17 protein-coding genes are annotated in these 22988 nt (G+C 61.6%); 11 read left to right on the forward strand and 6 right to left on the reverse strand.

The window, feature by feature from the left end; all coding sequences use genetic code 11:
- Positions 1-22 precede the first annotated feature (22 nt).
- On the forward strand, positions 23-928 hold the full coding sequence (gene rpoH / locus E8Q41_RS06885; protein ID WP_137154775.1) for an RNA polymerase sigma factor RpoH: 906 nt from the start codon (positions 23-25) through the stop codon (positions 926-928).
- Between the two features lie 79 nt (positions 929-1007).
- On the opposite strand, the gene E8Q41_RS06890 is transcribed toward rpoH, so the two are convergent.
- Together E8Q41_RS06890 and E8Q41_RS06895 are read right to left on the reverse strand one after the other, a co-directional pair.
- Positions 1008-3497 carry a hypothetical protein gene (locus tag E8Q41_RS06890; protein WP_137154776.1) on the reverse strand — a complete coding sequence of 830 codons (2490 nt, stop codon included), beginning with the start codon at positions 3495-3497 and terminating at the stop codon, positions 1008-1010.
- 59 nt (positions 3498-3556) lie between these two features.
- Entirely contained in the window at positions 3557-4855 is a 1299-nt protein-coding gene (locus tag E8Q41_RS06895) for an adenylosuccinate synthase (RefSeq protein ID WP_137154777.1), read from the reverse strand.
- 178 nt (positions 4856-5033) lie between these two features.
- Here E8Q41_RS06895 and E8Q41_RS06900 point away from each other — a divergent pair, with 178 nt between their 5' ends.
- Entirely contained in the window at positions 5034-5918 is an 885-nt protein-coding gene (locus E8Q41_RS06900) for a DMT family transporter (protein ID WP_137154778.1), read from the forward strand.
- The gene (locus E8Q41_RS06905) at positions 5915-6367 is read left to right on the forward strand and encodes a paraquat-inducible protein A (protein ID WP_137154779.1); all 453 of its coding nucleotides are present in this window, start codon (positions 5915-5917) and stop codon (positions 6365-6367) included. Before E8Q41_RS06900 ends, E8Q41_RS06905 begins: the two co-directional genes overlap by 4 nt.
- A gap of 6 nt (positions 6368-6373) precedes the next feature.
- Here the strand turns inward: E8Q41_RS06905 and galE are convergent, their stop codons facing one another.
- Positions 6374-7366 (reverse strand): UDP-glucose 4-epimerase GalE, encoded by a 993-nt coding sequence (galE, locus tag E8Q41_RS06910; protein ID WP_137154780.1) that lies wholly within the window; start codon positions 7364-7366, stop codon positions 6374-6376.
- 146 nt (positions 7367-7512) lie between these two features.
- On the opposite strand from galE, the gene E8Q41_RS06915 reads away from it, so the two are divergent.
- The 4 genes from E8Q41_RS06915 to E8Q41_RS06930 all read left to right on the forward strand — a co-directional run bounded on the left by E8Q41_RS06915 (position 7513) and on the right by E8Q41_RS06930 (position 13967).
- Entirely contained in the window at positions 7513-8364 is an 852-nt protein-coding gene (locus E8Q41_RS06915) for a uracil-DNA glycosylase (RefSeq protein ID WP_137154781.1), read from the forward strand.
- A 614-nt stretch (positions 8365-8978) separates the two neighbouring features.
- Positions 8979-10190: a polysaccharide biosynthesis/export family protein gene (locus E8Q41_RS06920; protein ID WP_246660105.1), complete on the forward strand. Its 1212-nt coding sequence runs from the start codon at positions 8979-8981 to the stop codon at positions 10188-10190.
- Between the two features lie 48 nt (positions 10191-10238).
- Positions 10239-12263 carry a capsular polysaccharide biosynthesis protein gene (locus E8Q41_RS06925; protein ID WP_137154782.1) on the forward strand — a complete coding sequence of 675 codons (2025 nt, stop codon included), beginning with the start codon at positions 10239-10241 and terminating at the stop codon, positions 12261-12263.
- A 324-nt stretch (positions 12264-12587) separates the two neighbouring features.
- A complete protein-coding gene (locus E8Q41_RS06930; protein ID WP_246660115.1) occupies positions 12588-13967 on the forward strand; it encodes a capsular biosynthesis protein in 1380 nt (459 codons plus the stop codon).
- Positions 13968-14058: 91 nt separating this feature from the next.
- Here E8Q41_RS06930 and cysQ read toward each other — a convergent pair whose 3' ends face one another.
- The 3 genes from cysQ to cysD are packed head-to-tail and all read right to left on the reverse strand — an operon-like array spanning position 14059 to position 17705.
- The gene (gene cysQ, locus E8Q41_RS06935) at positions 14059-14838 is read right to left on the reverse strand and encodes a 3'(2'),5'-bisphosphate nucleotidase CysQ (protein WP_137154784.1); all 780 of its coding nucleotides are present in this window, start codon (positions 14836-14838) and stop codon (positions 14059-14061) included.
- Between the two features lie 6 nt (positions 14839-14844).
- Positions 14845-16737 (reverse strand): sulfate adenylyltransferase subunit CysN, encoded by a 1893-nt coding sequence (gene cysN, locus E8Q41_RS06940; RefSeq protein WP_137154785.1) that lies wholly within the window; start codon positions 16735-16737, stop codon positions 14845-14847.
- Positions 16737-17705, reverse strand: coding sequence for a sulfate adenylyltransferase subunit CysD (cysD, locus tag E8Q41_RS06945; protein ID WP_281405297.1), 969 nt, complete (start codon positions 17703-17705; stop codon positions 16737-16739). The genes cysN and cysD overlap by 1 nt, the downstream gene beginning before the upstream one ends.
- Positions 17706-17947: 242 nt before the next feature.
- Between cysD and E8Q41_RS06950 the strand changes: the two genes are divergently transcribed.
- The 4 genes from E8Q41_RS06950 to E8Q41_RS06965 are packed head-to-tail and all read left to right on the forward strand — an operon-like array spanning position 17948 to position 22987.
- Complete coding sequence (locus E8Q41_RS06950) at positions 17948-19198, forward strand: sarcosine oxidase subunit beta family protein (RefSeq protein ID WP_137154787.1); 1251 nt, start codon at positions 17948-17950, stop codon at positions 19196-19198.
- 12 nt (positions 19199-19210) lie between these two features.
- Positions 19211-19489 (forward strand): sarcosine oxidase subunit delta, encoded by a 279-nt coding sequence (locus tag E8Q41_RS06955; protein ID WP_137154788.1) that lies wholly within the window; start codon positions 19211-19213, stop codon positions 19487-19489.
- Positions 19486-22446, forward strand: a complete 2961-nt coding sequence (locus tag E8Q41_RS06960; RefSeq protein ID WP_137154789.1) for a sarcosine oxidase subunit alpha family protein — start codon at positions 19486-19488, stop codon at positions 22444-22446. The genes E8Q41_RS06955 and E8Q41_RS06960 overlap by 4 nt, the downstream gene beginning before the upstream one ends.
- A 10-nt stretch (positions 22447-22456) precedes the next feature.
- Positions 22457-22987: a sarcosine oxidase subunit gamma family protein gene (locus tag E8Q41_RS06965; protein ID WP_137154790.1), complete on the forward strand. Its 531-nt coding sequence runs from the start codon at positions 22457-22459 to the stop codon at positions 22985-22987.
- Position 22988: the final 1 nt, after the last annotated feature.

Below are 22988 nucleotides of genomic sequence, written 5' to 3' on the forward strand. Positions count from 1 at the left end.
AGCCGTTCAAGAGGGGTGCTTCATGGCCCGGAATTCTCTGCCGATGTTGACCGCCGGGGAGGCTGGTCTCAACAGATATCTCGACGAAATCAGACGCTTTCCCATGCTGGAGCCGCAGGAAGAGTATATGCTCGCCAAGCGCTACCAGGAGCATGAGGACCGTAACGCCGCCCATAAGCTGGTGACCAGCCATTTGCGTCTCGTGGCCAAGATCGCCATGGGCTATCGCGGTTATGGCCTGCCGATCGGCGAAGTCATTTCCGAAGGCAATGTCGGCTTGATGCAGGCGGTCAAGAAATTCGAGCCCGATCGCGGCTTCCGCCTCGCCACCTATGCGATGTGGTGGATCAAGGCCGCCATCCAGGAATATATCCTGCGCTCCTGGTCGCTGGTGAAGATGGGCACGACCGCCAATCAGAAGCGGCTGTTCTTCAATCTCCGCCGCCTCAAGGGCCGCATCCAGGCCATCGACGAGGGCGATCTGAAGCCCGAACAGGTGACCGAGATCGCGACCAAGCTGAATGTCAGCGAGGAAGAAGTCATTTCCATGAACCGTCGCCTGTCTGGCGATGCCTCGCTCAACGCGCCGATCAAGGCCGCCGAAGGGGATTCCGGACAGTGGCAGGATTGGCTCGTGGACGACCACGACAGCCAGGAAGACATTCTGATCGAGCAGGACGAGTTGGACTCGCGCCGCGCTCTGTTGTCGAATGCGCTGAAGGTGCTGAACGATCGCGAAAAGCGCATCTTCGAGGCCCGCCGTCTCCGTGATGAGCCTGTCACGCTCGAAGAGCTGTCGACCGAGTTCGACATCAGCCGCGAACGCGTTCGCCAGATCGAAGTCCGCGCGTTCGAAAAGGTGCAGGACGCCGTGCGCAAGGCCGCGCTCGAACAGGCCAAGGCGCTGCGCGTCGTCGAGCCGAGTTGACGCAAATTGATTACGTCGAAACGAAAACGCCGCTCCCGTGAGGGGGCGGCGTTTGTGTCTTGCTGATCAGGTTGGATTGTTATTGCGGCGTTGAAGCCTGATTGCCGAGCGCAGACCATTCGCCGATGACCTTGTCGAACAGCGCGGTGCCGGAGGCGCCTTTCTCGAGCGTGATCAGGCCGCGGCGGCCATTGCGATAGGTGATCGGAATATCGATCCAGCCGCGATTCTTCATCAGGTCGAGATTGACCTTTTGGGCTTCCGCGTCGCTGTTGAGCGCGACCATATGGTAATCGTCGGTCACCTTGGCCGGAACGGCGATCAGCGGATTGCCGGCATCCTGCTCGGTCTGCTTGAAGGCGATGCGCTGCACGCTTTCGACATTGCCTTCCTCGAAGCCTGCGGGCAGGTCGAAGACGATTTCGACAATGTGGCTCGCCGGAAGCGATGGGTCCATATTCTTCTTGAACGTGATCAGCGCCGTCAGCTTGCGGCCGGGCGCTTCCACCTTGGCCTGGATCGACGGCACCGGCTTGTCGCCGTCATCCTCGGTCGTCTCGCTCCAGGCGACAGAGCCGGGCGTCGCAGACGGCGTCGTCTGCCCGAGCCTTTCTTCGTAGAGGAACATCTTCTGGGTTACGCCCAAGCCCGCGGGAGCCGCCGGCTTCGCGTCGGCGGTCTGGGCGGCCGGATCGGTCGAGGCGACTTCCTTGGATTTCTCGGTCTGGCCCGCGACGCTTTTGCCCTCCGGCAACGCTTCGTCGACAATCGCCTTGCTGGCGTCGGACTCCGTTTCGCTGCCGTCGGGCATCAGCCGCTGGGTGAATTTCTGCGGGCCGGTATCGAGCGAAGCCACTTCGGTCGGCTTCGCAGTGGCGGGCGCTTCCGCAGATTTCTCCGACGCTTTGCTCGGAGTAACCGCTTTTTCGGTCTGCGGCGCCGTCGGCGTTTCGGATGGTCCGGTCACCGAAGCGATCATCTTGCCGAGATCGTCGCGATAGGTCCAGGCGCCATAGGCTGCGCCGCCGAGCACGACAACGCCGGCGAGGGCTGCGACCAGCGGAAGCAACTTACGCCCGCTCTTGCCGCCCCGCTCTCTGGCTTTGCCCGGCTTGAAGCCTTTTCCAGCCGCCTTCTTGCCCTTCTTGCCGGCGACGGGCGGAACCTGAACCCATTCCGGATCCGGTGAGGTCAGGGCCGCCATTTCGTCGAATCCGACGAGTTCCGCCAGTTCGGCGCGCGGAGATTTGTCCTTGTCAGACGCCTCTGACTGCGGGGCAGTCGCGAGTTCGTCCTGCTTGGCTTTCAAGGCGTCGTCGAAAGCATCGGTCTTGGGCAGGTCGGGCAGATCGTCGAAGCCCGCGCCCCAGCCGAGATCCTCTTCCGGCGGACGCTTGCCGGGCGGCGGCGGCACGACCTGCCGGCTGATCTCTTCCTGCACGAATGCGTTGAAGCCCGAGACGACATCGGTCTCGTCATAGACGACGCGGGGCATTTCGGGCTCGCGCCGGCCTTCAGGCTCGCGCGTTTGCGGTTCGATCGCCCAGTTCTGAGAATCGCCGAAAGCTGCCGTCTCTGTCGCGGCCGCCGGCTGAACCGGCGCGGGCTGCACGTCTTCGAACGGTGTTTGCGGCCATTCCGCCTGGACCGGCTCGGGCTCGCGCGCCGCTACGGTCTGGGCCGGCTCTTCATATTGCGGCCAGGTGAAGGGTTCGGCATCCGGCTCGATCGGCTCGGCTTCGACCAGCGGCGCGGGTTCCGGCGTTGAGGCCGGGGCGACCGGTTCGGAGGCGAGGATCTGGTCGCGCCAATCGACTTCCGTTTCTGAAATGCTTTCGGCAGGCGCCGCTTCAGCAGGCTCTTCCTGGACAGGAAGAGACTGCTCGGGCTGTTCCGCAACGAAACTCTGTTCGGCTTCCGCCGGCTGTTCGGGATAATAGGGTTCGGTCGGCGCGATGAATGCGTCCGCGGAGGCCGGGTGATCGACCGTCTCGGCGGTGAACGGCTGTTCGGCGGGATATTCGTCCACCGCCTCGGGCTGCGCCTCTTCGACCCTCGCTTCGATCGGCTCGGGAGAAACGGGTTCCGCCTGTTCGACAGTTTCGACGACGGCAGGCTCAGCCTGCTCCTCGGCATAGACTGTTTCCGGCTCGGCAGAGACGGCAGCTGGTTGTTCTTCGACGACAGGCTCGTAGACGTCCTGCTCGGGAGCAGCCTCAGGGGCTGGCTCCGGCTGAGGCTCAACCGCCGGTTCGGGCGCCGCAGCGATCGGCTCCGGCCCATGTTCCGGCTCCGCTTCGATGAATCTTTCAGGCTCCGGCTGAGGCGCGGCTTCTTCGACCGGCTCCGGCGGCAGGGCCTCGGCGTAGTCGGCCTCGACTTCGCGAATCGCCGCGTCCAGCTTGTCGAGTTGACGCTGGAACATGCTTTCCGGCGGGCGGGGCTTCATGTTTTCGAGTTGCCGCACCACCGCGCTGCGCGCGCGGTCATAGACCTTCACGCGCATTTCAGGTGTGTTTTCGCTCAGCCCGTCAACGGCTCGCCGGATAACTGCAATAAAATCGGCCATTCGATCTTTCTCAAAACCTCAGGGCCCGAATGGAGCGCTCCATTCCGGCCCTGCCGGGATTAGTCTTCAAAAGGATCCGTCACCAAAATCGTGTCGTCGCGTTCGGGACTGGTCGACAGAAGCGAGACCGGAGCTCCGATGAGTTCTTCCACCTGCCGAACATATTTGATCGCCTGGGCGGGCAGATCGGCCCATTTCCGGGCCCCGACGGTCGATTCCTTCCATCCTTCCAGCGTTATGTAGACAGGCTGGATCCGGGCTTGCGCCGCCTGTCCTGCCGGAAGGTGGTCGATTTCCACGCCGTCAAGCGTGTAACCGGTGCAGATCTTCAGTTCATCCAGCCCGTCGAGCACGTCGAGCTTGGTGAGCGCGATGCCGGTGATGCCGTTGGTGGCCACGGATTGGCGCACCAGGGCGGCGTCGAACCAACCGCAACGTCTCTTTCTACCGGTAACTGTGCCGAATTCATGACCGCGTTCGCCGAGGAACTGGCCGATCTCATCCTTGAGCTCGGTGGGGAAGGGGCCTTCGCCGACGCGGGTCGTGTAGGCCTTGGTGATTCCGAGCACGTAGTTCAGCGAGCCGGGACCCATGCCGGAGCCGGCGGCGGCCTGGCCGGCGACCGTGTTGGACGAGGTCACGAAGGGATAGGTGCCATGGTCGACGTCGAGCAGCGTGCCCTGCGCGCCTTCGAACAGGATGCGGGCGCCCTTGCGGCGCTCGCGGTCGAGCAGCGCCCAGACGGTGTCGGAGAAGGGCAGGATCTTTTCGGCGACCGACGTCAACTCAGTCATGATCGCCTCATGGCTGACTTCCTTTTCGCCCAGGCCCCGGCGCAGCGCATTATGATGCGTCAGCAGGCGGTCGACCTTCGCGCCGAGCGAGCCGGGATCGGCGAGGTCGGTGACGCGGATGGCGCGGCGACCGACCTTGTCTTCATAAGCCGGGCCGATGCCGCGACGGGTGGTGCCGATCTTGGTGCCGGAATTGGAAGCGGCGTCCTCGCGGATGCCGTCGAGTTCGCGATGCAGCGAGAGAATCAGGGTCGCATTGTCGGCGACGCGCAGGTTCTCGGGGGTGATCGCCACGCCCTGGGCGGCAAGCTTGTCGATTTCAGCGACCAGCGCATGCGGATCGATGACCACGCCATTGCCGATGATGGCGAGCTTGCCGGGACGCACGACGCCCGACGGAAGCAGCGAGAGCTTGTAGCTCACGCCGTCGATGACGAGCGTATGGCCGGCATTGTGACCGCCCTGGAAGCGGACCACGATGTCCGCGCGTTCCGAAAGCCAGTCGACAATCTTGCCCTTGCCTTCGTCACCCCATTGGGAGCCCACCACCACTACGTTCGCCATAAGATCTGTCCTGTTTCCTTACCCGGACCTCTGCTGCAGCGGGTCCAAACCCGCGCACATATACTGGGTTCAATTCAGGAATGCGACCCGGAATTTGCACTGATTTCGGCTTTTTGCATGGAGTTGGCCGGCAAGGGCGGCTAAAGGACAGGCGCGACCGTTGCGAAAGACATAAGCCATGCCTGCCCATCTCAAAGCCTATCTTTTCCTGATCATCACCACATTCGGATGGGCCGGCAATGCGGTGATCGCCAAATTCGCCGTCGGTCATGTCGGGCCTTTCACGCTGTCCGGCGCGCGCTGGACCATCGCCTTTGTGCTGATCATGCTGATCTCCGCACCGCAAGTCCGCCGCGACTGGCCGCTGATCCGGGCGAATCTGCCATTGCTTCTCGGCTTCGGGGCGGCGGGCTTCGCCGGCTTCAACGCCTTTCTCTATTCCGCGCTTCAATACACCTCGGCCATCAATTGCGTGGTGGAGCAGGCGGGCATTCCGGGCGTCATCTTCATCGCCAATTTCATCCTGTTCCGCACCAAGGTGGCCTGGGCGCAGGTGCTCGGCTTTTCGATCACGCTGCTCGGCGTCGCCATCACCGCCACCCACGGCGATCTCGGCTCGATCCTGTCGCTGGATCTCAATTTCGGCGACGGGTTGATGATGGTCGCCGTGCTGCTCTATGCCGGCTACACGGTGGCCCTGCGCTGGAAACCCGATATTCATTGGAAGAGCCTGATGGCCGCCTCGGCGCTCGGCGCGATGCTGGCGTCGGCGCCTTTGGCGCTGCACGAATTCGCGTCGCCCGGCTTCATCATGCCGGATGCGATCGGCTGGGCGGCGATTCTCTATACCGGCACCATTCCGTCGCTCGTTTCGCAAATCCTCTATGTCCGCGGCGTGGAACTGATCGGGCCGAATAGGGCAGGGCTGTTCATCAACGCCATTCCCGCTTTCGGCACTGTGATGTCGGCGCTGTTTCTCAAGGAGCCGCTGATGACCTTCCACATCATCGCGCTGTGCATGGTGCTGAGTGGCATCGCGATTGCAGAAAAGGGACGCAAATGAAGCGGTGGGCGGCTCTCGCGCTGATCGTCGCGGCCGCCGTGTCCTTCGCCTTTGGCGTCAGCCTGCCGCTGATGACGTTCGAAAAGCTCTACTTTTTCAGCGAAGATCCGTCGCTGCTCGACCTCGTCGCCAGCCTCATCGAGGCCGGGGATGTGGTCCTCGCGCTGGTCGTCGCTCTCGTTTCGCTGGTCTTTCCTGTCTTTAAGATGGCGGCGGTGGCGGCCGAAGCGCTCTGGCCGGAGCGACCGCGCGGAGTGGCGGCCCGGCTCGTGCCGATGCTGGGAAAGTGGTCGCTGATGGATGTGCTGCTCGTGGCGATCGTGATTGCGGCTGCCAAGACATCAGGGCTCGCCGAGGCGTTCAGCCAGCCGGGCCTCTGGTTCTATGCCGGCTCCACGCTCGCTGTCTCCGCCGCGCAAGCGCTGCTCGCGCGACGGAGCAAGGGTTGACGCTTTTCAGCGGTGATTGCGCCTTGCGAGGCTTGCTTCCCAATCGAGCGCCGTGCGGACGATGAATTCGAGATCGTCGTGCTTGGGCTCCCAGTTCATCTCGCGCATCGCGGTGGCGGGATTGGCGACGATACGGACCGCGTCGCCCGGGCGGCGATCGGCGAAGCGGACCTCGAACGGCTTGCCATGCACCTTCTTGACGGTTTCCAGCACCTCAAGAACCGAAAAGCCCTTGCCGTAGCCGCAATTGGCGACCAGCGAGCCGCCGCCGGCGCGCATGCGCTCCAGCGCTTTCAGATGGGCGTTGGCGAGATCGCTGACATGGATATAGTCACGCACGCAGGTGCCGTCGGGGGTCGGATAATCGGTCCCGAAAACGTCGATATGGCTGCGCTTGCCGAGCGCGGCCTCGCCGGCCACCTTGATGAGGTGTGTGGCGCCAATAGTGGATTGGCCCGTCCGCCCCCGGGGATCTGCGCCGGCGACATTGAAATAGCGCAGCGCCGTATAGGTGAAATCATGCGCCTTGGCGGTGTCGCGCAGCATGATCTCGGTCATCAGCTTGGAGGAGCCGTAGGGAGATTCCGGATTGAGACGGGCGTCCTCGGTGACGGGATCGACGCCTTCGGGGGTGCCATAAACAGCGGCCGTCGAAGAGAAGACGAAGTGCGGCACGCCGTATTTAACCGCTGCGGCGATCAGCGCGCGGGATTTCACGGTGTTGTTCTCGTAATACATCAGCGGATTGGCGACCGATTCCGGCACGATGATCGATCCGGCGAAATGGATGATCGCGTCGATCTTGTTTTCGGAGAAGATCTTCTCATGCAGCGTCTCGTCGGCGATGTCGCCTTCATAGAGCTTCGCTTCCGGCGGGATCGCCCAGCGGAAGCCGGTCGAGAGCCGGTCGAGCACGGCGACATCCTCGCCGGCGTCCAATAGCGCCCAGACCATGTGGCTGCCGATATAGCCCGCGCCGCCCGTAACCAGTACCGTCATGGTGTCTCCGTTCGAAATAAAAGGTCGCGGCGTTCTAGCGCGTGACGGCAAGGCCGTAAATCTCTGTTATGCACAGCATGCGGAGAATTGGTCGGCTTCGATGCGATTGCCTGTTGCGCGACGTGGCAACGGGCGTAAATAGGTCCATGACCACATCTTCCTCCATCGACGCGCTCAGCCCGGCCGAACTCGGTCAGTTGATGCATTTCTACGCCGAGTCGGGCGTCGAATGGCTGTTGGAGGACGAGCCGGTCGACCGTTTTGTCGAATTCGAGCGACAACTCGCCGAGCGCAACCGCGCAACCGCTGGCCGCGAGACAAAAGAAGCGGATGCGCCATCGCGTGAGCGGAGCCTGGCTGCTCCTGCGTCGATCAAGCCCGCCGCTCTGCCCGATGGTGAAGCTGTGTCGGAGGCGCAACGCATTGCCTCGGCGGCGCAGTCTGTGGAAGAGCTCATCGAGAACGTCGGGGCGTTCACCGGTTGCAATCTCAGAAACAGCGCGCGGGCGAGCGCCTTTTTCAAAGGCTCGAGCGGGGCCAGAATTGCGATTGCGGGCGGCTGTCCTGGCCCTGATGACGACCGGCATGGCGCGCCCTTTTCCGGTCCGCATGGCGAGATGCTGGACCGCATGACAGCGGCTCTCGGTTGGGGGAGGGACGACATTGCGGTGTTCAACGTCATCCCTTGGCGGCCGCCGGGCAATCGCGCGCCGACGCCTCACGAAGTCGAAATCTGCCGTCCTTTTTCGACGCGACTCGTCGAACTTCTTCGCCCCAAGGCGCTGCTCAGCATGGGCAATTTCCCGGCGCGATTCTTTTCCGGCTCCCAGGAGAGTATTCACAGTCTGAGAGGGCGGTGGATTGCGCTAACCGTCGACGGCCAGCCTTTCCCCTTGTTGCCGACATTCCATCCGCAGGACCTGATTTCAGCTCCTGCCTGCAAGCGTTTGGCCTGGCAGGACCTCCTCAGCTTCAAGGCGCGGCTCGCTGAGCTGTGAATTCAGACATGATTGTTGCTGCATTGCAACGCCACAAGACACAATCGCGTCACCTTGCTCTTGTAAATCCTGCGTAGTTTGAATTTGCTGCGATGCACAATTATCTTTGTGCGTAGCAATGGATTCGGGCGGGAGGACAGGAAAGGAAGGCTGCTATGCGCGAACTTCAACGTCCCGTTCACTCGGGTTTCGATACACTCAGGCTCCGGCGGACCGTGGAGGCCAGGCTTGTTCGCCTGCGTCGCCAGTCATTTCCAGCCAATGAACAGATGACGGCCCTGGCGCTCGAGATGGCCCGCCGTCCCTGCCGGCTGTTCGACCAAGGTTTCTCAAGGTAGGAAACCATAGGCAACAAAAAATCAGCTGCGTATCGTGCAAGCGCGAATGGACGCTCTTGCAAAAATCGTGACTTCGGCGTTTAACGGGCCGTGCGACGTTCTGAAGATCTGCTTCGATTAGGGACTGTTTAACGAACTTGTTGCAAAACGGAACGCGACCTGCGGCTTGCCGGACCGAAAATGAACGGTCAGTCCGTTCATGCGACGCCATTTCAGGCGCATCGCGCGGGTGCGGTGAAGGCGGCATGAGAAGCCGCCGGAGGGAATTTGAGTGAAATGCGTCAGACGCTAATGTATTCCTCGAACATGCGCTTGTTTGCGAAAGTGTCCGCCCTGACGCTGATCGCGGCTTCCATATCCATCACATCGGGCTGTTCGGCCGTCCCCAGCAATGGCCCGCTGGCGGTTGAAGTCAACAATTCCGGAGCGTCCAGTTCGGCTTACGAGTTGCCCAAGACCAACATCGTATTCGATGTTGTCAGCGTCGATCAGCGTGTCGCCAATTCCGTGACGACGCTCGGCACGCCGTCTCTCGTGCGGACCTTTGGCGTTGGCGGGTCAACCGGCCAGCCCGTGATCGGCGTCGGCGACGAGTTGCAGATCACCATTTTCGAAGCCGGCGCGGACGGGTTGTTCTCGACGTCCGAGCGCAAGCAGACAACGATCCCGGTTGTCGTTCAGCCTGACGGCCATGGGCAGATCCCCTATGCCGGTTCCGTGCGGTTCGCCGGCAAGACACTGGAAGGCGCGCGCGAGGAAATCGCTGCTGCGCTGAAGGCCAAGGCGGTTGAGCCCGATGTGATCGTCGGCATGAGCAAGAACACCTCGCGCACCGCATCCGTGCAGGGGGCAGTCAACCAGCCGAATATCATCCAGATCGGTTTGTCGCCTCTGCCTTTGACGAGCGCAATCGCCATGGCCGGCGGCGCGTCAAAACCCTCTTACGACACTTATGTCACGGTGACGCGCGGCAGAAAGTCGGGGACCGTCCTGCTGCAAAGCATCATCGACAATCCCAAGGATGATATCAACATCAGTCCGCGCGACAAAATCTTCCTGACCTACGATCCTCAGAGCTTCACGGTGCTTGGATCAACGGAAAAATCCGGGAAGATTCCGTTCTCTGCAAGCTCCATCAGCCTGGTGGAGGCGACGGCCATGGCGGGCGGCGCCAAGCTCGCGATTGCGGATCCGGCGGGTTACTTCATTTTCCGCTACGAGAGCGAAGCCGTTTATCGAGAAGTTGTCGGCGAGAGCCGGTTCCGCCAGTTGTTGTCCAAGGGCATGATGGCCAACAAGGATGGACGCTATCCGATTGTCTATCGGATCGACATGAACGATCCGCAGAGCTACATCGTGACTCAGTCCTTCCCGGTGCGGAACAAGGACGTCCTCTATCTGTCTCGCCATCCTTCGACCGATTTCGCCGTGTTTGTTCGCATGATCGGCGGCCCGATAGGCGTCGCACGGAACGTTCAGAAGCTGTAAAAGGGCGCAAACGCGGCGAAACCGCGTTTTCTGGCGTCAAGGGATCGAATGGGCAAGGACGGTCGGCCACTCTATGCGGCGACATCGCTGGGTTTGTGGCGGCAGCGGTCCGATATCGAAACGCTGCTTGATTGTAGGCTGGTTTTTTGGCCGGCGCCGACGCTTGGTCGCTCCATTGATGGTTATGTCGGATGGGGACGTAGGCCCTCCGGCTTTCGCGCCGCGTCATTGGCATCGAAGACAGGGTTGCCGGGCATCACCCTTGAAGACGGCTATCTCAAGAGCTACGCCCCGGGGGCGGGGGAGCCGGCGCATTCTTTTGTGGTTGACCGGTCGGGCATCTATTTCGAACCATTGAAGCGCAATGATCTATCCGAACTGATCGACAGGCCAGGCGATGGCGATGTCGATACGGCGCGCGCGCAGGCCGCGATCGATTTCATCCGACGAAACCGTATCTCCAAATACAACAATTCGCCGCTCAAGGAGCTCGACGAAGCCGGCCTTCAGGGAGCGCCCTATGTTTTGTTGGTGGATCAGGTGCCGGGTGACGCATCTCTCCGCGGCGCGGGGGCCGATGATGGGGCCTTCGCAAGCATGCTGAGGCATGCGATCGATCACTACCCGCGCCACCGTATAGCCGTTCGAACCCATCCGGCCGCCGGCGACAACAGTCTGATTCTGGCGGCGGCGAAGGCCATGGGCGTCAGTATCGTCGCGACTCCGCGGATGAACCCCTGGCCACTGGTGGAAGGCGCCGACGCGGTTTTCACGGTCTCCAGCCAATTGGGCTTCGAGGCGCTTCTGGCGGGCTGCAAGGTGCACACCTTCGGGATAACCTACTATTCTCATCGCGGCCTGACCATCGACCATGCAGATACGGAGATGTGGCGTCCGAAACGAACTATCGAGCAGTTGTTTCATGCCGCCTATATCGACTATTCCCGGTATCTCGATCTGCACGACCGGCGGCCGGTTGAAATCGAAGTCGCCCTTGAGCAGTTGTTGACCGTGCGAGATCAGCGGGCTCGAATCGTCCGCCGGGTCTATACGGGCGGGCTATCGCCCTGGAAGCGTCGGGCCATGACGCCGTTTCTCATCGGTCCCGACGGCCCCCCGGTTCACTGCCGATCCATCCGGGCGGCGGAGCAACAGGCGAGCCAGAATGGCGGGCAGGTGGCGCTATGGGGCGCGGCAAAGCCTTTGCCGAAAGGCGCGCCGGCAATTCGTTTCGAGGACGGCTTTATTCGGTCCCGTGGGCTGGGCGTCAATCTGTCCTTGCCCTGTTCGCTCGCCATGGACGGCCAGCATGTCTATTTCGACGCCCGTGGTGAAAGCTTTCTCGAGAACATTTTCGCGACGCATCCATTTCCAGAAGATCTTCTTGCGCGGGCGCGAGCGCTTATCGACCTCGTTGTCTCGCGCGGCGTATCGAAATACAATCTGCAGACCGACTTCATGGCGCCGGTCGTAGATCCCGGCCGGTTGAAGATCCTTGCCCCGGGACAAGTGGAGAAAGACGCCTCGATCCGATACGGTTCTCCTGCAGTCAAGGCCAACCGGGATCTCGTCGCCCGCATCCGGGGCCTCTATCCGGAAGCCTTCATCGTCTACAAGGAACATCCGGATGTCACCGCGGGGTTGCGGTCCGGCGGAGAACCGCCGGTCGATGCGGACCTGATCGTCACCGAGGGAGACATCAAGCACTGGATCGCTTGGGCCGACCGCCTGGAGACGATGACGTCTCTGGCGGGCTTCGAGGCCCTGATCAGAAACAAGCCTGTGGGCGTGCATGGCGCGCCATTTTACGCCGGCTGGGGCGTCACCGACGACCATTTCCCGATACCGCGTCGGCAAAGGCGCCTGACGACCGAAATGCTCGCTGCAGGCGCGCTGATTCTCTATCCGCTCTATGTTCACCCCCTAAGCGGCATGCCCTGCAGCCCTGAAGCCCTCGTCGAGGAAATCGCCCTCAATCGGCAGGTGCCGATGACGCCGATCCAGAGGTTGCGGGCTTGGCTTGCGCAATCAATAAATCGAACCGCCGTTAAAATTCGTGATGCTTCAAATTAGGTCAACAAGTCCTTAACGAGCTGTGGAGATCGAGCATTCCCAATGCGCCACTTCAAGACGGGTCGGTTCTTCGTTCAGTAAATGATTAACAAATTCAGCGGGCTGGACCCTGCCGTAACAGCGAAGGACAGTCCCCGACCCTCTCGGCGTCGCCTTGAGATCAATCGTGGGCGGATCAACGAAAATGTGACGACCTGACATCAAGTCGTGAGCAAACGCGTAAGCCGTGGTTGAAATGACGCAAGCTTCGTGTAAACACCATTCAACCAGTTCGGTCCGTGCATGTTTCGAAAATAGTTTGATATGATGCTGCCCTTGGACAACATGAAAAAACAAGCGGTTGGACAACTGAAAGGCTCTCGCGCCAATGGGCAGAACCGTATCGGCTTGCCTTTTATCGGCAGACAACCGCGAAAATTTCCCAATAAACACTGCGCTCGCATCATTTTTCTGCAGGGGCCGGTTGGCAGCTTTTTTCGTCGTGCGCAGGATTATCTCAACGCTTCGGGTTTTGAAGCTTGGCGCGTGTGCTTCAACGCGGGCGACCGACTTTATTCTCCGGGTGATCGCGTACTGAATTTTTCCGGCTCTCCGGAAACCTGGCGCTCCTGGTTTTCGGAGATCCTGCAGGAAAACGGTTTTGATATCGTTGTGATGTTCGGCGCGGAGCGGATGATCCACCGCATTGCGGCGGAATGCGCCGAAGCCCAGGGAATCCCGGTCCTGTGTCTGGAAGAGGGTTATGTCCGGCCAGGCTATGTGACGATGGAGTTCGGCGGCAACAATTGGCGCTCGCCGATCGCCGGCAAACTGCCGCCTCAGGACTTCGCCGGCACGCGTCAGAGCGGACCCAAGGCGGTGCAGTCTGCGGGTTCTTTCAGCTCCATGGCCTGGAGCGCATTTCAGTATTTCACTGTGCGCGCCCTGATCTCCACGCCCGGCGAACGAAAGTTGTTTCACAAGCAGAAGCGCACGCTGGTGTCGGAAGGCTTCTACTGGTTCAAGAATTACTATCGTAAGTTCACCCATGTGGGCCGCAACTACCGGATTTCCGAGCGGCTCCTCGAACATCACGACAAACGCTTCTACCTTGTTCCGCTGCAGGTTCACGACGATACGCAGTTGGGTCGCGCCGCCAACGCTTGGAACAATCAGAAGCTCATTCTTAAAACGATTGTCTCTTTCGCGAGAAACGCTCCTTCTGATCATCATCTGGTGTTCAAGATCCACCCCATGGAGCGTGGTCATAGCCGCGATTGGAATTTCATACGGCAGGTTTGCGCGCTGAATGATGTCAAGGATCGCGTGCATGTCCTCGACGGCGGTTCGCTCAGCCTTTTGACCCGGCACTCGGCCGGAATGATCACGATCAACTCTACCTCCGGCCTGTCGGCGATCCATCATGGCGTGCCCTTGGCTGTGATGGGGCAGGCCATCTACCGTCATCCGGAGCTTGCCTTCTGCGTGAAGCGCGGACGCGATCTCGACCGCTTCTGGTCAGAGGGCTTTGTCGCCGCTCCAGAAGTGCGCGAGCGCTATCTCAGCTGGATGCAGCACGAATGCCTCGTTGGCGGCGATTTCTACGCCAAGGAGGGTATTGAGGCGGCCATCACCAGTTTGCGGATAAAGCTGGAGAGCGCGCTCGCCCTGAGAAACGCCAACAAGGTTGTTGCCGGGAATTTCGGCGCCGCGAAAGACGATTGATCTGCAAAGTGGACGGCAAGGTCCCGTCAGACGCCACGATACAAAAAAACCGCCCTGAAGAGCGGTTTTTTTGTGAGCCTCACCAACGTTCTCAGGGTTTGAAACCCCAAGCGATAAAGTGGCCATTGGCGAAGTCGCTATCGAACGACTGCTTGGTCTTGCCATAGCGAAACGGAGCGCCATCGATGTCGAGCGTCACGCCGCCCGCGGCGCGCAGAACTGCATCGCCTGCAGCCGTGTCCCATTCCATCGTGCGGCCGAAGCGGGGATAGACGTCGGCTTCACCTTCCGCGACAAGGCAGAATTTCAGCGAGGAACCGACCGACTTCGTCGAGGATACGCCCTTCTCCGCGAGAAATGCTTCGGTTTCGGGCGAATTGTGCGATCGGCTGGCCACGGCGGTCAGTTCGCCTGAGCGCGCCCGGCAGGCGATCTTCGCGCGTCCGGTAATGTTGAGGTCTTCCGAAATCGAAAGCTTGTTGGCCTCGCCGGCTGCTCCTGTATAGGCAACGCTCTTGGCAGGCGCGTATACGATGCCAACGGTCGGCGCGCCGTTCTCGATCAAGGCGATGTTGACGGTAAAGTCGTCGCGACGATTGATAAACTCCTTGGTGCCGTCCAGCGGATCTACGAGAAAGAAGCTCTTGCCTTCCACATCCGGAATGCGGCCAGCGGCGGCGGCTTCTTCCGCAACGACCGGAATGTCCGGGAATGCTGCAGAGAGGCCGGAGAGGATGATTGCCTCTGCCCGCTCGTCTGCTTCGGTGACAGGGGAACTGTCGTTCTTGTAGGCGACGCTCGGGCCCGCCTTGTAGACGTCGAGGATGGCGCGACCAGCGTCCAGAGCGATTTTCTCGAGGATATCCAGCATGGCTGCTTACCGCTTGTTCAGGAACGTTTCGATCTGCATGGCGAGTTCAGCGGGTTCGTGACCCAGCGTACGCAGATGCAGTTCCGGATTGACCGGCGGCTCGTAATTGGACGTGATCCCGGTGAAGTTGGAAATCTCGCCCGACTGGGCCTTCTTGTACAGGCCTTTCGGATCGCGGCGCATGCATTCTTCAAGAGGGGTGTCGACGAAGACTTCTACGAATTCGCCCGCTGCGAACAGATCACGCGCCATCTGCCGTTCGGAACGGAACGGCGATATGAAGGATACGATCACGATCAGGCCGGCGTCGGTCATCAGCTTCGCCACTTCGGAGACACGGCGGATGTTTTCCACGCGGTCGTCGTCGGTGAAGCCGAGGTCGCGGTTCAGGCCGTGGCGGATATTGTCGCCGTCCAGCATGAAGGTATGCTTGCCCTGGGCGTGCAACAGCTTTTCCAGCGTGTTGGCGATCGTCGACTTTCCGGAGCCGGAATAGCCTGTGAACCAGATTGCCGCCGGCTTCTGGTTCTTGATTTCGGCGCGGGCTTCCTTGTTGACGTCGGTGGCCTGCCAATGAACGTTGGAAGCGCGACGCAGAGCATGGTCAATCATGCCTGCGCCCACCGTGGCATTGGTGAAGCGGTCGATCAGCACGAAATTGCCGGTGACGCGGTTGGTTTTGTAGGGGTCGAAAGCGATCGGCGACTGGGTCGAGATATTGCAGGCGCCGACTTCGTTCATGTTGAGGTGCTTGGCCGCTTCATGAGCGAAGGTGTTGATGTTCACCTGGTGCTTGAGCGTGGTGATCGTTGCGCTCACGCTGTCGACCTCGGTGCGCAGGATATAGCTGCGGCCCGGAATCATCGGCTGGGCGTCGAACCAGATGATATGCGCCTGGAACTGGTCGGCCACATGCGGACGGTTGGCGGGGTCGACCAGCATGTCGCCGCGCGAAATGTCGATCTGGTCCTCGAGAACGATCGTGACAGCCTGGCCCTCGACGGCGCCGTCCAGATTGCCGTCCTGGGTGACGATCTCCTTGATGGTCGATTCCTGACCGGATTTAGCGACCGTCACCTTGTCTCCGGGCGCGACGCGACCGGACGCGACCTGACCCGCGAAACCGCGGAAATCGAGATTTGGGCGAACCACGTGCTGGACGGGGAAGCGGAAAGGCTTGTCCGAACCGTCATTGTCGATGGCGACCGTCTCGAGATGTTCGAGCAAAGCAGGGCCCTGGTACCAAGGCATCTTCGCCGACTTCACCGTCACGTTGTCGCCGTAGCGCGCCGACATCGGGATCGGCTGGATCGAGGTGAAGCCGAGATTGGCGGCGAACGACATGTATTCCGCCACGATCTTGTCGAAGACCTCCTGGGAATGATCCATCAGGTCGATCTTGTTGACTGCAAGCACGATATTGCGGATGCCAAGCAGCGAGGCAATGTAGGAGTGACGGCGCGTCTGGCGCAGGATCCCCTGGCGCGAATCCACCAGCACGATGGCGAGATCGGCGGTCGAAGCGCCGGTGGCCATGTTGCGGGTGTATTGTTCATGGCCGGGCGTGTCGGCGACGATGAACTTGCGCTTGTCGGTGGCGAAAAAGCGATAGGCGACGTCGATGGTGATGCCCTGCTCGCGCTCGGCCTCAAGGCCGTCGACCAGCAGCGCGAAATCAATGTTGTCGCCGTCGGTGCCATGCTTGACGCTGTCGCGCTCGAGTGTGGCGAGCTGGTCTTCGAAGATCAGCTTCGTGTCGTACAGCAGACGACCGATCAGCGTGGATTTACCGTCATCCACCGAGCCGCAGGTCAGGAAGCGCAGCAGGGACTTCTTTTCCTGTTCGCGCAGATATTCGATCATGTCGCCGGAAACGTCGGCCGGGTTCACAACAGTCATCAGAAATAACCCTCGCGCTTCTTCTTTTCCATCGAGCCGGCTTCATCCTTGTCGATCAGGCGACCCTGACGTTCGGACGTGCGCGCCGTCAGCATCTCGCGGACGATATCCTGGAGGTTGGCGGCGTCGGAGTCGATCGCGCCGGTCAAGGGATAACAGCCGAGCGTGCGGAAGCGCACGAGGCGATTTTCGACAACGTCATCGGGGCCGATCGGCATGCGTTCGTCATCGACCATGATCAACATGCCGTCGCGCTCAACCACCGGGCGCTTGGCTGCATAGTAGAGCGGCACGATCGGAATGTTTTCCTTCATGATGTATTGCCAGATGTCGAGTTCGGTCCAGTTCGACAGCGGGAAGACGCGAATGGATTCGCCGGCGCCGACGCGGGTGTTGTAGGTCTTCCACATTTCCGGGCGCTGGTTCTTCGGATCCCAGGTGTGCTGGGCGTTGCGGAAGGAGAAGATTCTCTCCTTGGCGCGCGATTTTTCCTCGTCGCGACGAGCGCCGCCGAAGGCCGCGTCGAAGCCATATTTGTCGAGCGCCTGACGGAGCGCCACCGTCTTCATGATATGGGTGTGTGTATTTGAGCCATGGGTGAAGGGCCCAACGCCCTGCTCAACGCCATCCTGGTTGATGTGAACCAGAAGATCGATGCCAAGATCCTTGGCCATCTGATCGCGGAACGCGGTCATTTCCCTGAATTTCCAGGTCGTGTCGACATGCAGGAAGGGAAATGGCGGCTTGGCGGGATAGAAGGCCTTCATCGCCAGATGCAGCATCACCGACGAATCCTTGCCGATCGAATACAGCATCACCGGGTTGGAGAAGGTGGCCGCCACCTCACGGAAAATATGGATGGATTCAGCTTCGAGGCGCTGAAGATGGGTGAGTGACATTCGCGTGGTCGCTCCGCTCTTGGTCTTTTGAGTTCGTGAGCGTTTATTGACTTTGGTAGGCGATGGCAACCGTTAATAACCGAGTTACTCTTCCAAAACCGGGGGAGTCTCGGGGTTTGGGATTTCCGGCGGACGCATGCGCGTCGCACCGATCCGGACTTCAGAATGCCTTCGACTTCGCACGGGGAACAGCGACATGTCTTAAAACGCCGCGATTATGTCCGTCCCGGTATAGAGTTTTTCGCTGCGACGCGGCATTGTAACGCCATCACGGCGCGTCAAGCCTGCGCCCGCATCCAGGACGGATTTGCATGCGATTTTCTGCTCTATCGATCTTTCGCGAAGCCTTGAAGAAGAACACCGGTTGGGCGCCTGTCTGGCGTTCGCCGGAGCCCAAGCGCCATTACGATGTCATCATCGTTGGCGGCGGTGGACACGGGCTTGCCACCGCCTATTACCTCGCCAAGGAGTTCGGCGTCACCAATGTGGCGGTGCTGGAAAAATCCTGGCTGGGCTCGGGCAATATCGGCCGCAACACCACGATCATTCGCTCCAATTATATGTTGCCCGGCAACGAGCCCTTCTACGAACTGTCGATGAAGCTGTGGGAAGGCCTCGAGCAGGACTTCAACTATAACGCCATGGTCTCCCAGCGCGGCGTTCTCAATCTCTACCATACCGATGGTCAGCGCGACGCCTATGCCCGGCGCGGCAACGCCATGCACCTCGAAGGCGCGGGCGGCGAGCTTCTCGATCGCGAGCAGGTGCGCCAATTCGCGCCCTATCTCAATTTCGACCATCACCGTTTCCCGATCCTCGGCGGCCTTCTGCAGCGCCGCGGCGGCACGGCCCGTCACGATGCCGTCGCCTGGGGTTACGGCCGCGGCGCCGATTTGCGCGGCGTCGACCTGATCCAGAATTGCGAGGTGACGGGCATCACCCGCGAAAACGGCATGATCACCGGCGTAGAAACCAGCCGCGGCTTCATCGGCTGCAACAAACTGGCGCTCGCCACCGCCGGTCACTCCACCGTCACGGCCTCGATGGCCGGCCTGCGCCTGCCGATCGAAAGCCATGTCCTGCAGGCCTTCGTCAGCGAGGGATTGAAGCCGGTGGTCGACAGCGTCATCACCTTCGGCATGGGCCATTTCTACGTGTCGCAGTCCGACAAGGGCGGCCTGGTCTTCGGCGGCGATATCGACGGCTTCAATTCCTATGCGCGTCGTGGCGGTCTCGCCACCATCGAGCATGTGTTCGAGATCGGCGTGTCGATGATCCCGGGCCTGTCGCGCTCCAAGGTGCTGCGCACCTGGGGCGGGGTGATGGATATGAGCATGGACGGCTCGCCGATCATCGACAAGACGCCGATCCCCAATCTCTATCTCAACACCGGCTGGAACTACGGGGGCTTCAAGGCCACGCCCGCCTCGGGCTTCACCTTCGCCCATCTCATCGCCAAGAACGAACCGCATGCCGTGACGCGCGAAATGCGCCTCGACCGTTTCGAGCGCGGCTATCACATCGACGAGGGCGGCAAAGGCCCTCAACCGAACCTGCATTAAGAGCGCATCTCCATGGCAAGCCTCATCACCTGCCCGCATTGCGGGGTCCGACCCAAGGAAGAATTCACCATCAAGGGCGACGCGGGCCCGGTGCGCCCGGCCGCGACCGCCTCCGACAAGGAATGGCATGACTATGTCTATCTGCGCGACAACCCGATGGGCCGCTATCGCGAACTCTGGCATCACCTCAATGGCTGTCGCCGTTTTCTCGTCGTGGAGCGCGACACCGTGAGCCACGAGGTCTATTCGGTTCAGGACGCCGCCGCGTTTCGTCAGGGAGGCGCCGAATGACCGCTTATCGTCTGTCTACCGGCGGTCTTGTGGATCGCTCCAAATCCGTCGGCTTCCGCTTCGACGGCGTCGCCTACAAGGGCTTCGAGGGCGATACGCTCGCCTCGGCGCTGATGGCCAATGACCAGTTGCTGCTCGGCCGCAGCTTCAAGTACCACCGCCCGCGCGGCGTGGTGACGGCGGGCGCCTCCGAGCCCAATGCGCTGGTGACCATCGGCGAAGGCGGACGGATGGAGCCCAATGTCCGCGCCACCGTGGCCGAGCTTTACGAAGGCCTGTCCGCCGTCAGCCAGAACCGCTGGCCGTCGCTGAAATTCGACATCGGCAGCGTCAATTCGCTGCTCTCGCCCTTCCTGTCGGCGGGCTTCTATTACAAGACCTTCATGTGGCCGAAGAGCTTCTGGGAAAAGCTCTATGAGCCCTTCATCCGCAAGGCGGCGGGTCTCGGCAAATTGTCGATCGGCGAGCGCGATCCCGACAATTATGAAAAGAGCTGGGCGTTCTGCGATCTCCTGGTGATCGGCGCAGGGCCGACCGGCCTGATGGCGGCGCTCGCCGCCGGGCGCGCCGGCTTGCGGGTGGTGATCGCCGACGAAGGCGCCCGCATCGGCGGCTCGCTTCTCGCGTCGCGCAAATCCATCGGCGGCGAAAGCGCCGGCGAATTCGCCCAGACGGTTGCGGCCGAACTCGCAAGCCTTCCCAACGTTACCGTGCTGGAGCGCACCACCGTGTTCGGCTGGTTCGACGATATGGTGTTCGGCGCGGTCGAGCGGGTGCAGAAGCACGTCGCCCAGCCGCATGCCGATCGCGCCGTCGAACGCGTCTGGCGCATCGCCGCCAAGCGCGCGGTGCTCGCCTCGGGCGCTGAAGAACGGCCCCTGGTGTTCGGCGGCAATGATCTGCCGGGCGTCATGACGGCGTCGGCCATGCGCACTTACGCCAACCGCTACGGCGTCGCCGCCGGCCGCAAGGTCGCGGTCTTCGCCAATGGCGCTTCGGGCTATGAAACCGCCCGCGATCTGGCCGACAAGGGCGTCGAGATCGCTGCGATCATCGACAGCCGCGTCGGCGCCGCCGACATCGCCCCCAACGGCGCCCGCGTCATCGCCGGCGCGCAGGTGGTCGACACATCGGGCAAGCTGCGCATCAAGGGCGCGACGGTCGAGCGCTCCGGCTATGTCGAAACCATCGCCTGCGACGCGCTGGCCATGTCCGGCGGCTGGAGCCCGATCATCCACCTGATGTGCCATCGCGGTCAGCGGCCGGTCTGGTCGGAAGAGAAGGCAGCCTTCCTCGCGCCGTCGCTCGCGGAACCCTTCTTCGCGGCTGGCGGCGCATCGGGTCTCGAAGGCCTCGGAGTCTGCCTCGCCGATGGCTGGAAAGCCGGCGCCGACGCAGCTGCGGCGCTCGGCTCATCCGCGCCCGCTTATGCCCAGCCCGAGATCGAGGGCGAGACGGTCGAAGGTTTCACGCCGCTCTGGTATGTGACCGGCTCCAAATCCAAGGCCTTCGTCGACTTCCAGAACGACGTGCATGTCGCCGATCTTGGTCTGGCGCTGCGCGAAGGCTATGGTCATGTCGAACACGCCAAACGCTACACCACCAACGGCATGGCGACTGACCAGGGCAAGCTGTCGGGCGTCAACGCCGCCGCCATCCTCGCCGGCATGCAGGGCGTGACCCCGGCCCAGACCGGCACGACCACCTTCCGGCCCTTCTATACGCCGGTGACGTTCGGCGCGCTGGCGGGCGCGGCCCGTTTCGAGCACGCCCAGCCGATCCGCACCTCGCCCTTGCATGGCTGGGCGAAGAAGAACGGCGCCAAGATGGTCGAAGCGGGCCTCTGGTATCGCTCCGCCTGGTTCCCACGCGAAGGTGAAACGAGCTGGCGGCAGAGCTGCGACCGTGAAGTCACGACCGTGCGCGAAAAAGCTGGCGTCTGCGACGTCTCCACCCTCGGCAAGATCGAGGTGATGGGTTCCGACGCGGCAGAATTCCTCAACCGCATCTATTCCAACGCCATGCTGAAACTGCCGGTCGGCAAGGCGCGCTACGGCATCATGTTGCGCGAAGACGGCATGGTCTATGACGACGGCACCGTCAGCCGCTTCGGAGAGAACCACTTTTTCATCACCACCACCACTGCCTATGCAGGCGAGGTGCTGACGCATATGGAATTCTTCCACCAGACGGTCTGGCCGGAGCTCGACGTTCGCTTCGTGACGGTCACCGATCAATGGGCGCAGATGTCCGTGGTCGGGCCGAAATCCCGCGAGATCCTGCAGGAACTGATCGTCGACGATCTCTCGGACGCCGCTTTCCCCTTCATGACCGCGCGTGTGGTCAAGATGGTCGACGGCCCCGAAGCCCGGCTCTACCGCATCTCCTTTTCGGGTGAACTCGCCTATGAACTGGGCGTGCCCGCAGGATACGGCGAAGCGGTCGCCGACGCTGTCATGGCGGCCGGCGCCAAGCATGAGATCTGCGCCTATGGCGTCGAAGCGCTCAACGTCATGCGCATTGAGAAAGGCCATGTCACCCATGCCGAACTCGATGGCCGCGTGACGGCCGACGATGTCGGCCTCGGCAAGCTGGTCTCAGTGCAGAAGCCGGATTTCGTCGGCAAGCGCCTGCTCGATCGCTATGGCATGAAGGCGGCGGATCGCCATCAGCTGGTCGGCCTTGTGCCCGTCGATCTCAAGGCGGAGTTCAAGTCCGGAGCGCATATCCTGAAGGTCGGCGCAACGCCGTCGACGGTCGCCGATCAGGGCTGGGTGTCGTCGGTCTGCTATTCGCCGGCGCTCGGCCATATGATCGGGCTCGCCTTCGTCAAATCCGGACGCGAGCGGATGGGTGAGAAAGTCGTGGTGTGGGACAAGCTCCGCGGTCAGGAGACCGAGGCGGTGATCAGCTCCACCGTCTTCTTCGACCCCGAAAACAAGAAGCTGCACGCCTGAGGAGGATCTCATGACCTATCAATATCGTCATCCCCTGGCCGACGGCGCCGTGCACGGCATCGAAATGCCGAACGCCAATCATCTGGAGCTGGTCGAAGGCGCCGGCATCTTCTCCGTCCTTGCTTTCAAAGGTCAGGCGGATGGTGTCGAGGCTGCACTCAAGGCGCAGCCGGGTCTGAGCCCGCGCAAAGTCGGCCCCGGCGAATGGCTGGTGACGACATCAGAACGGTCGGCAGGTCTCGGCGAGATCGCCGACGCTATGGTCGTCGACCAGAGCCATGGCCGCACTCTTTTCCGGCTCAAGGGGCCGCAGGCGGTGCGCATCCTGATGAAGGGCGTCGGCGTCGACCTGCCGGGCGGCGCTTTGCCGATCGGAAAATCGGCGATGATGGCGTTCCAGCATCTGACTGTTAATCTGGCGCGCACCGGCGACGACGCTTTCGAGCTGATCGTGCTGCGCAGCTTCGCCGAAAGCCTCTATCACGATCTGCGGTTGGCGGGCCGGGAGTTCTCGCTCTCCTTTGCCGTTGCCGATCACTGAA

Source organism: Rhizobium sp. FKL33 (genome assembly GCF_005222915.1).
GTDB lineage: Bacteria > Pseudomonadota > Alphaproteobacteria > Rhizobiales > Rhizobiaceae > Rhizobium_E.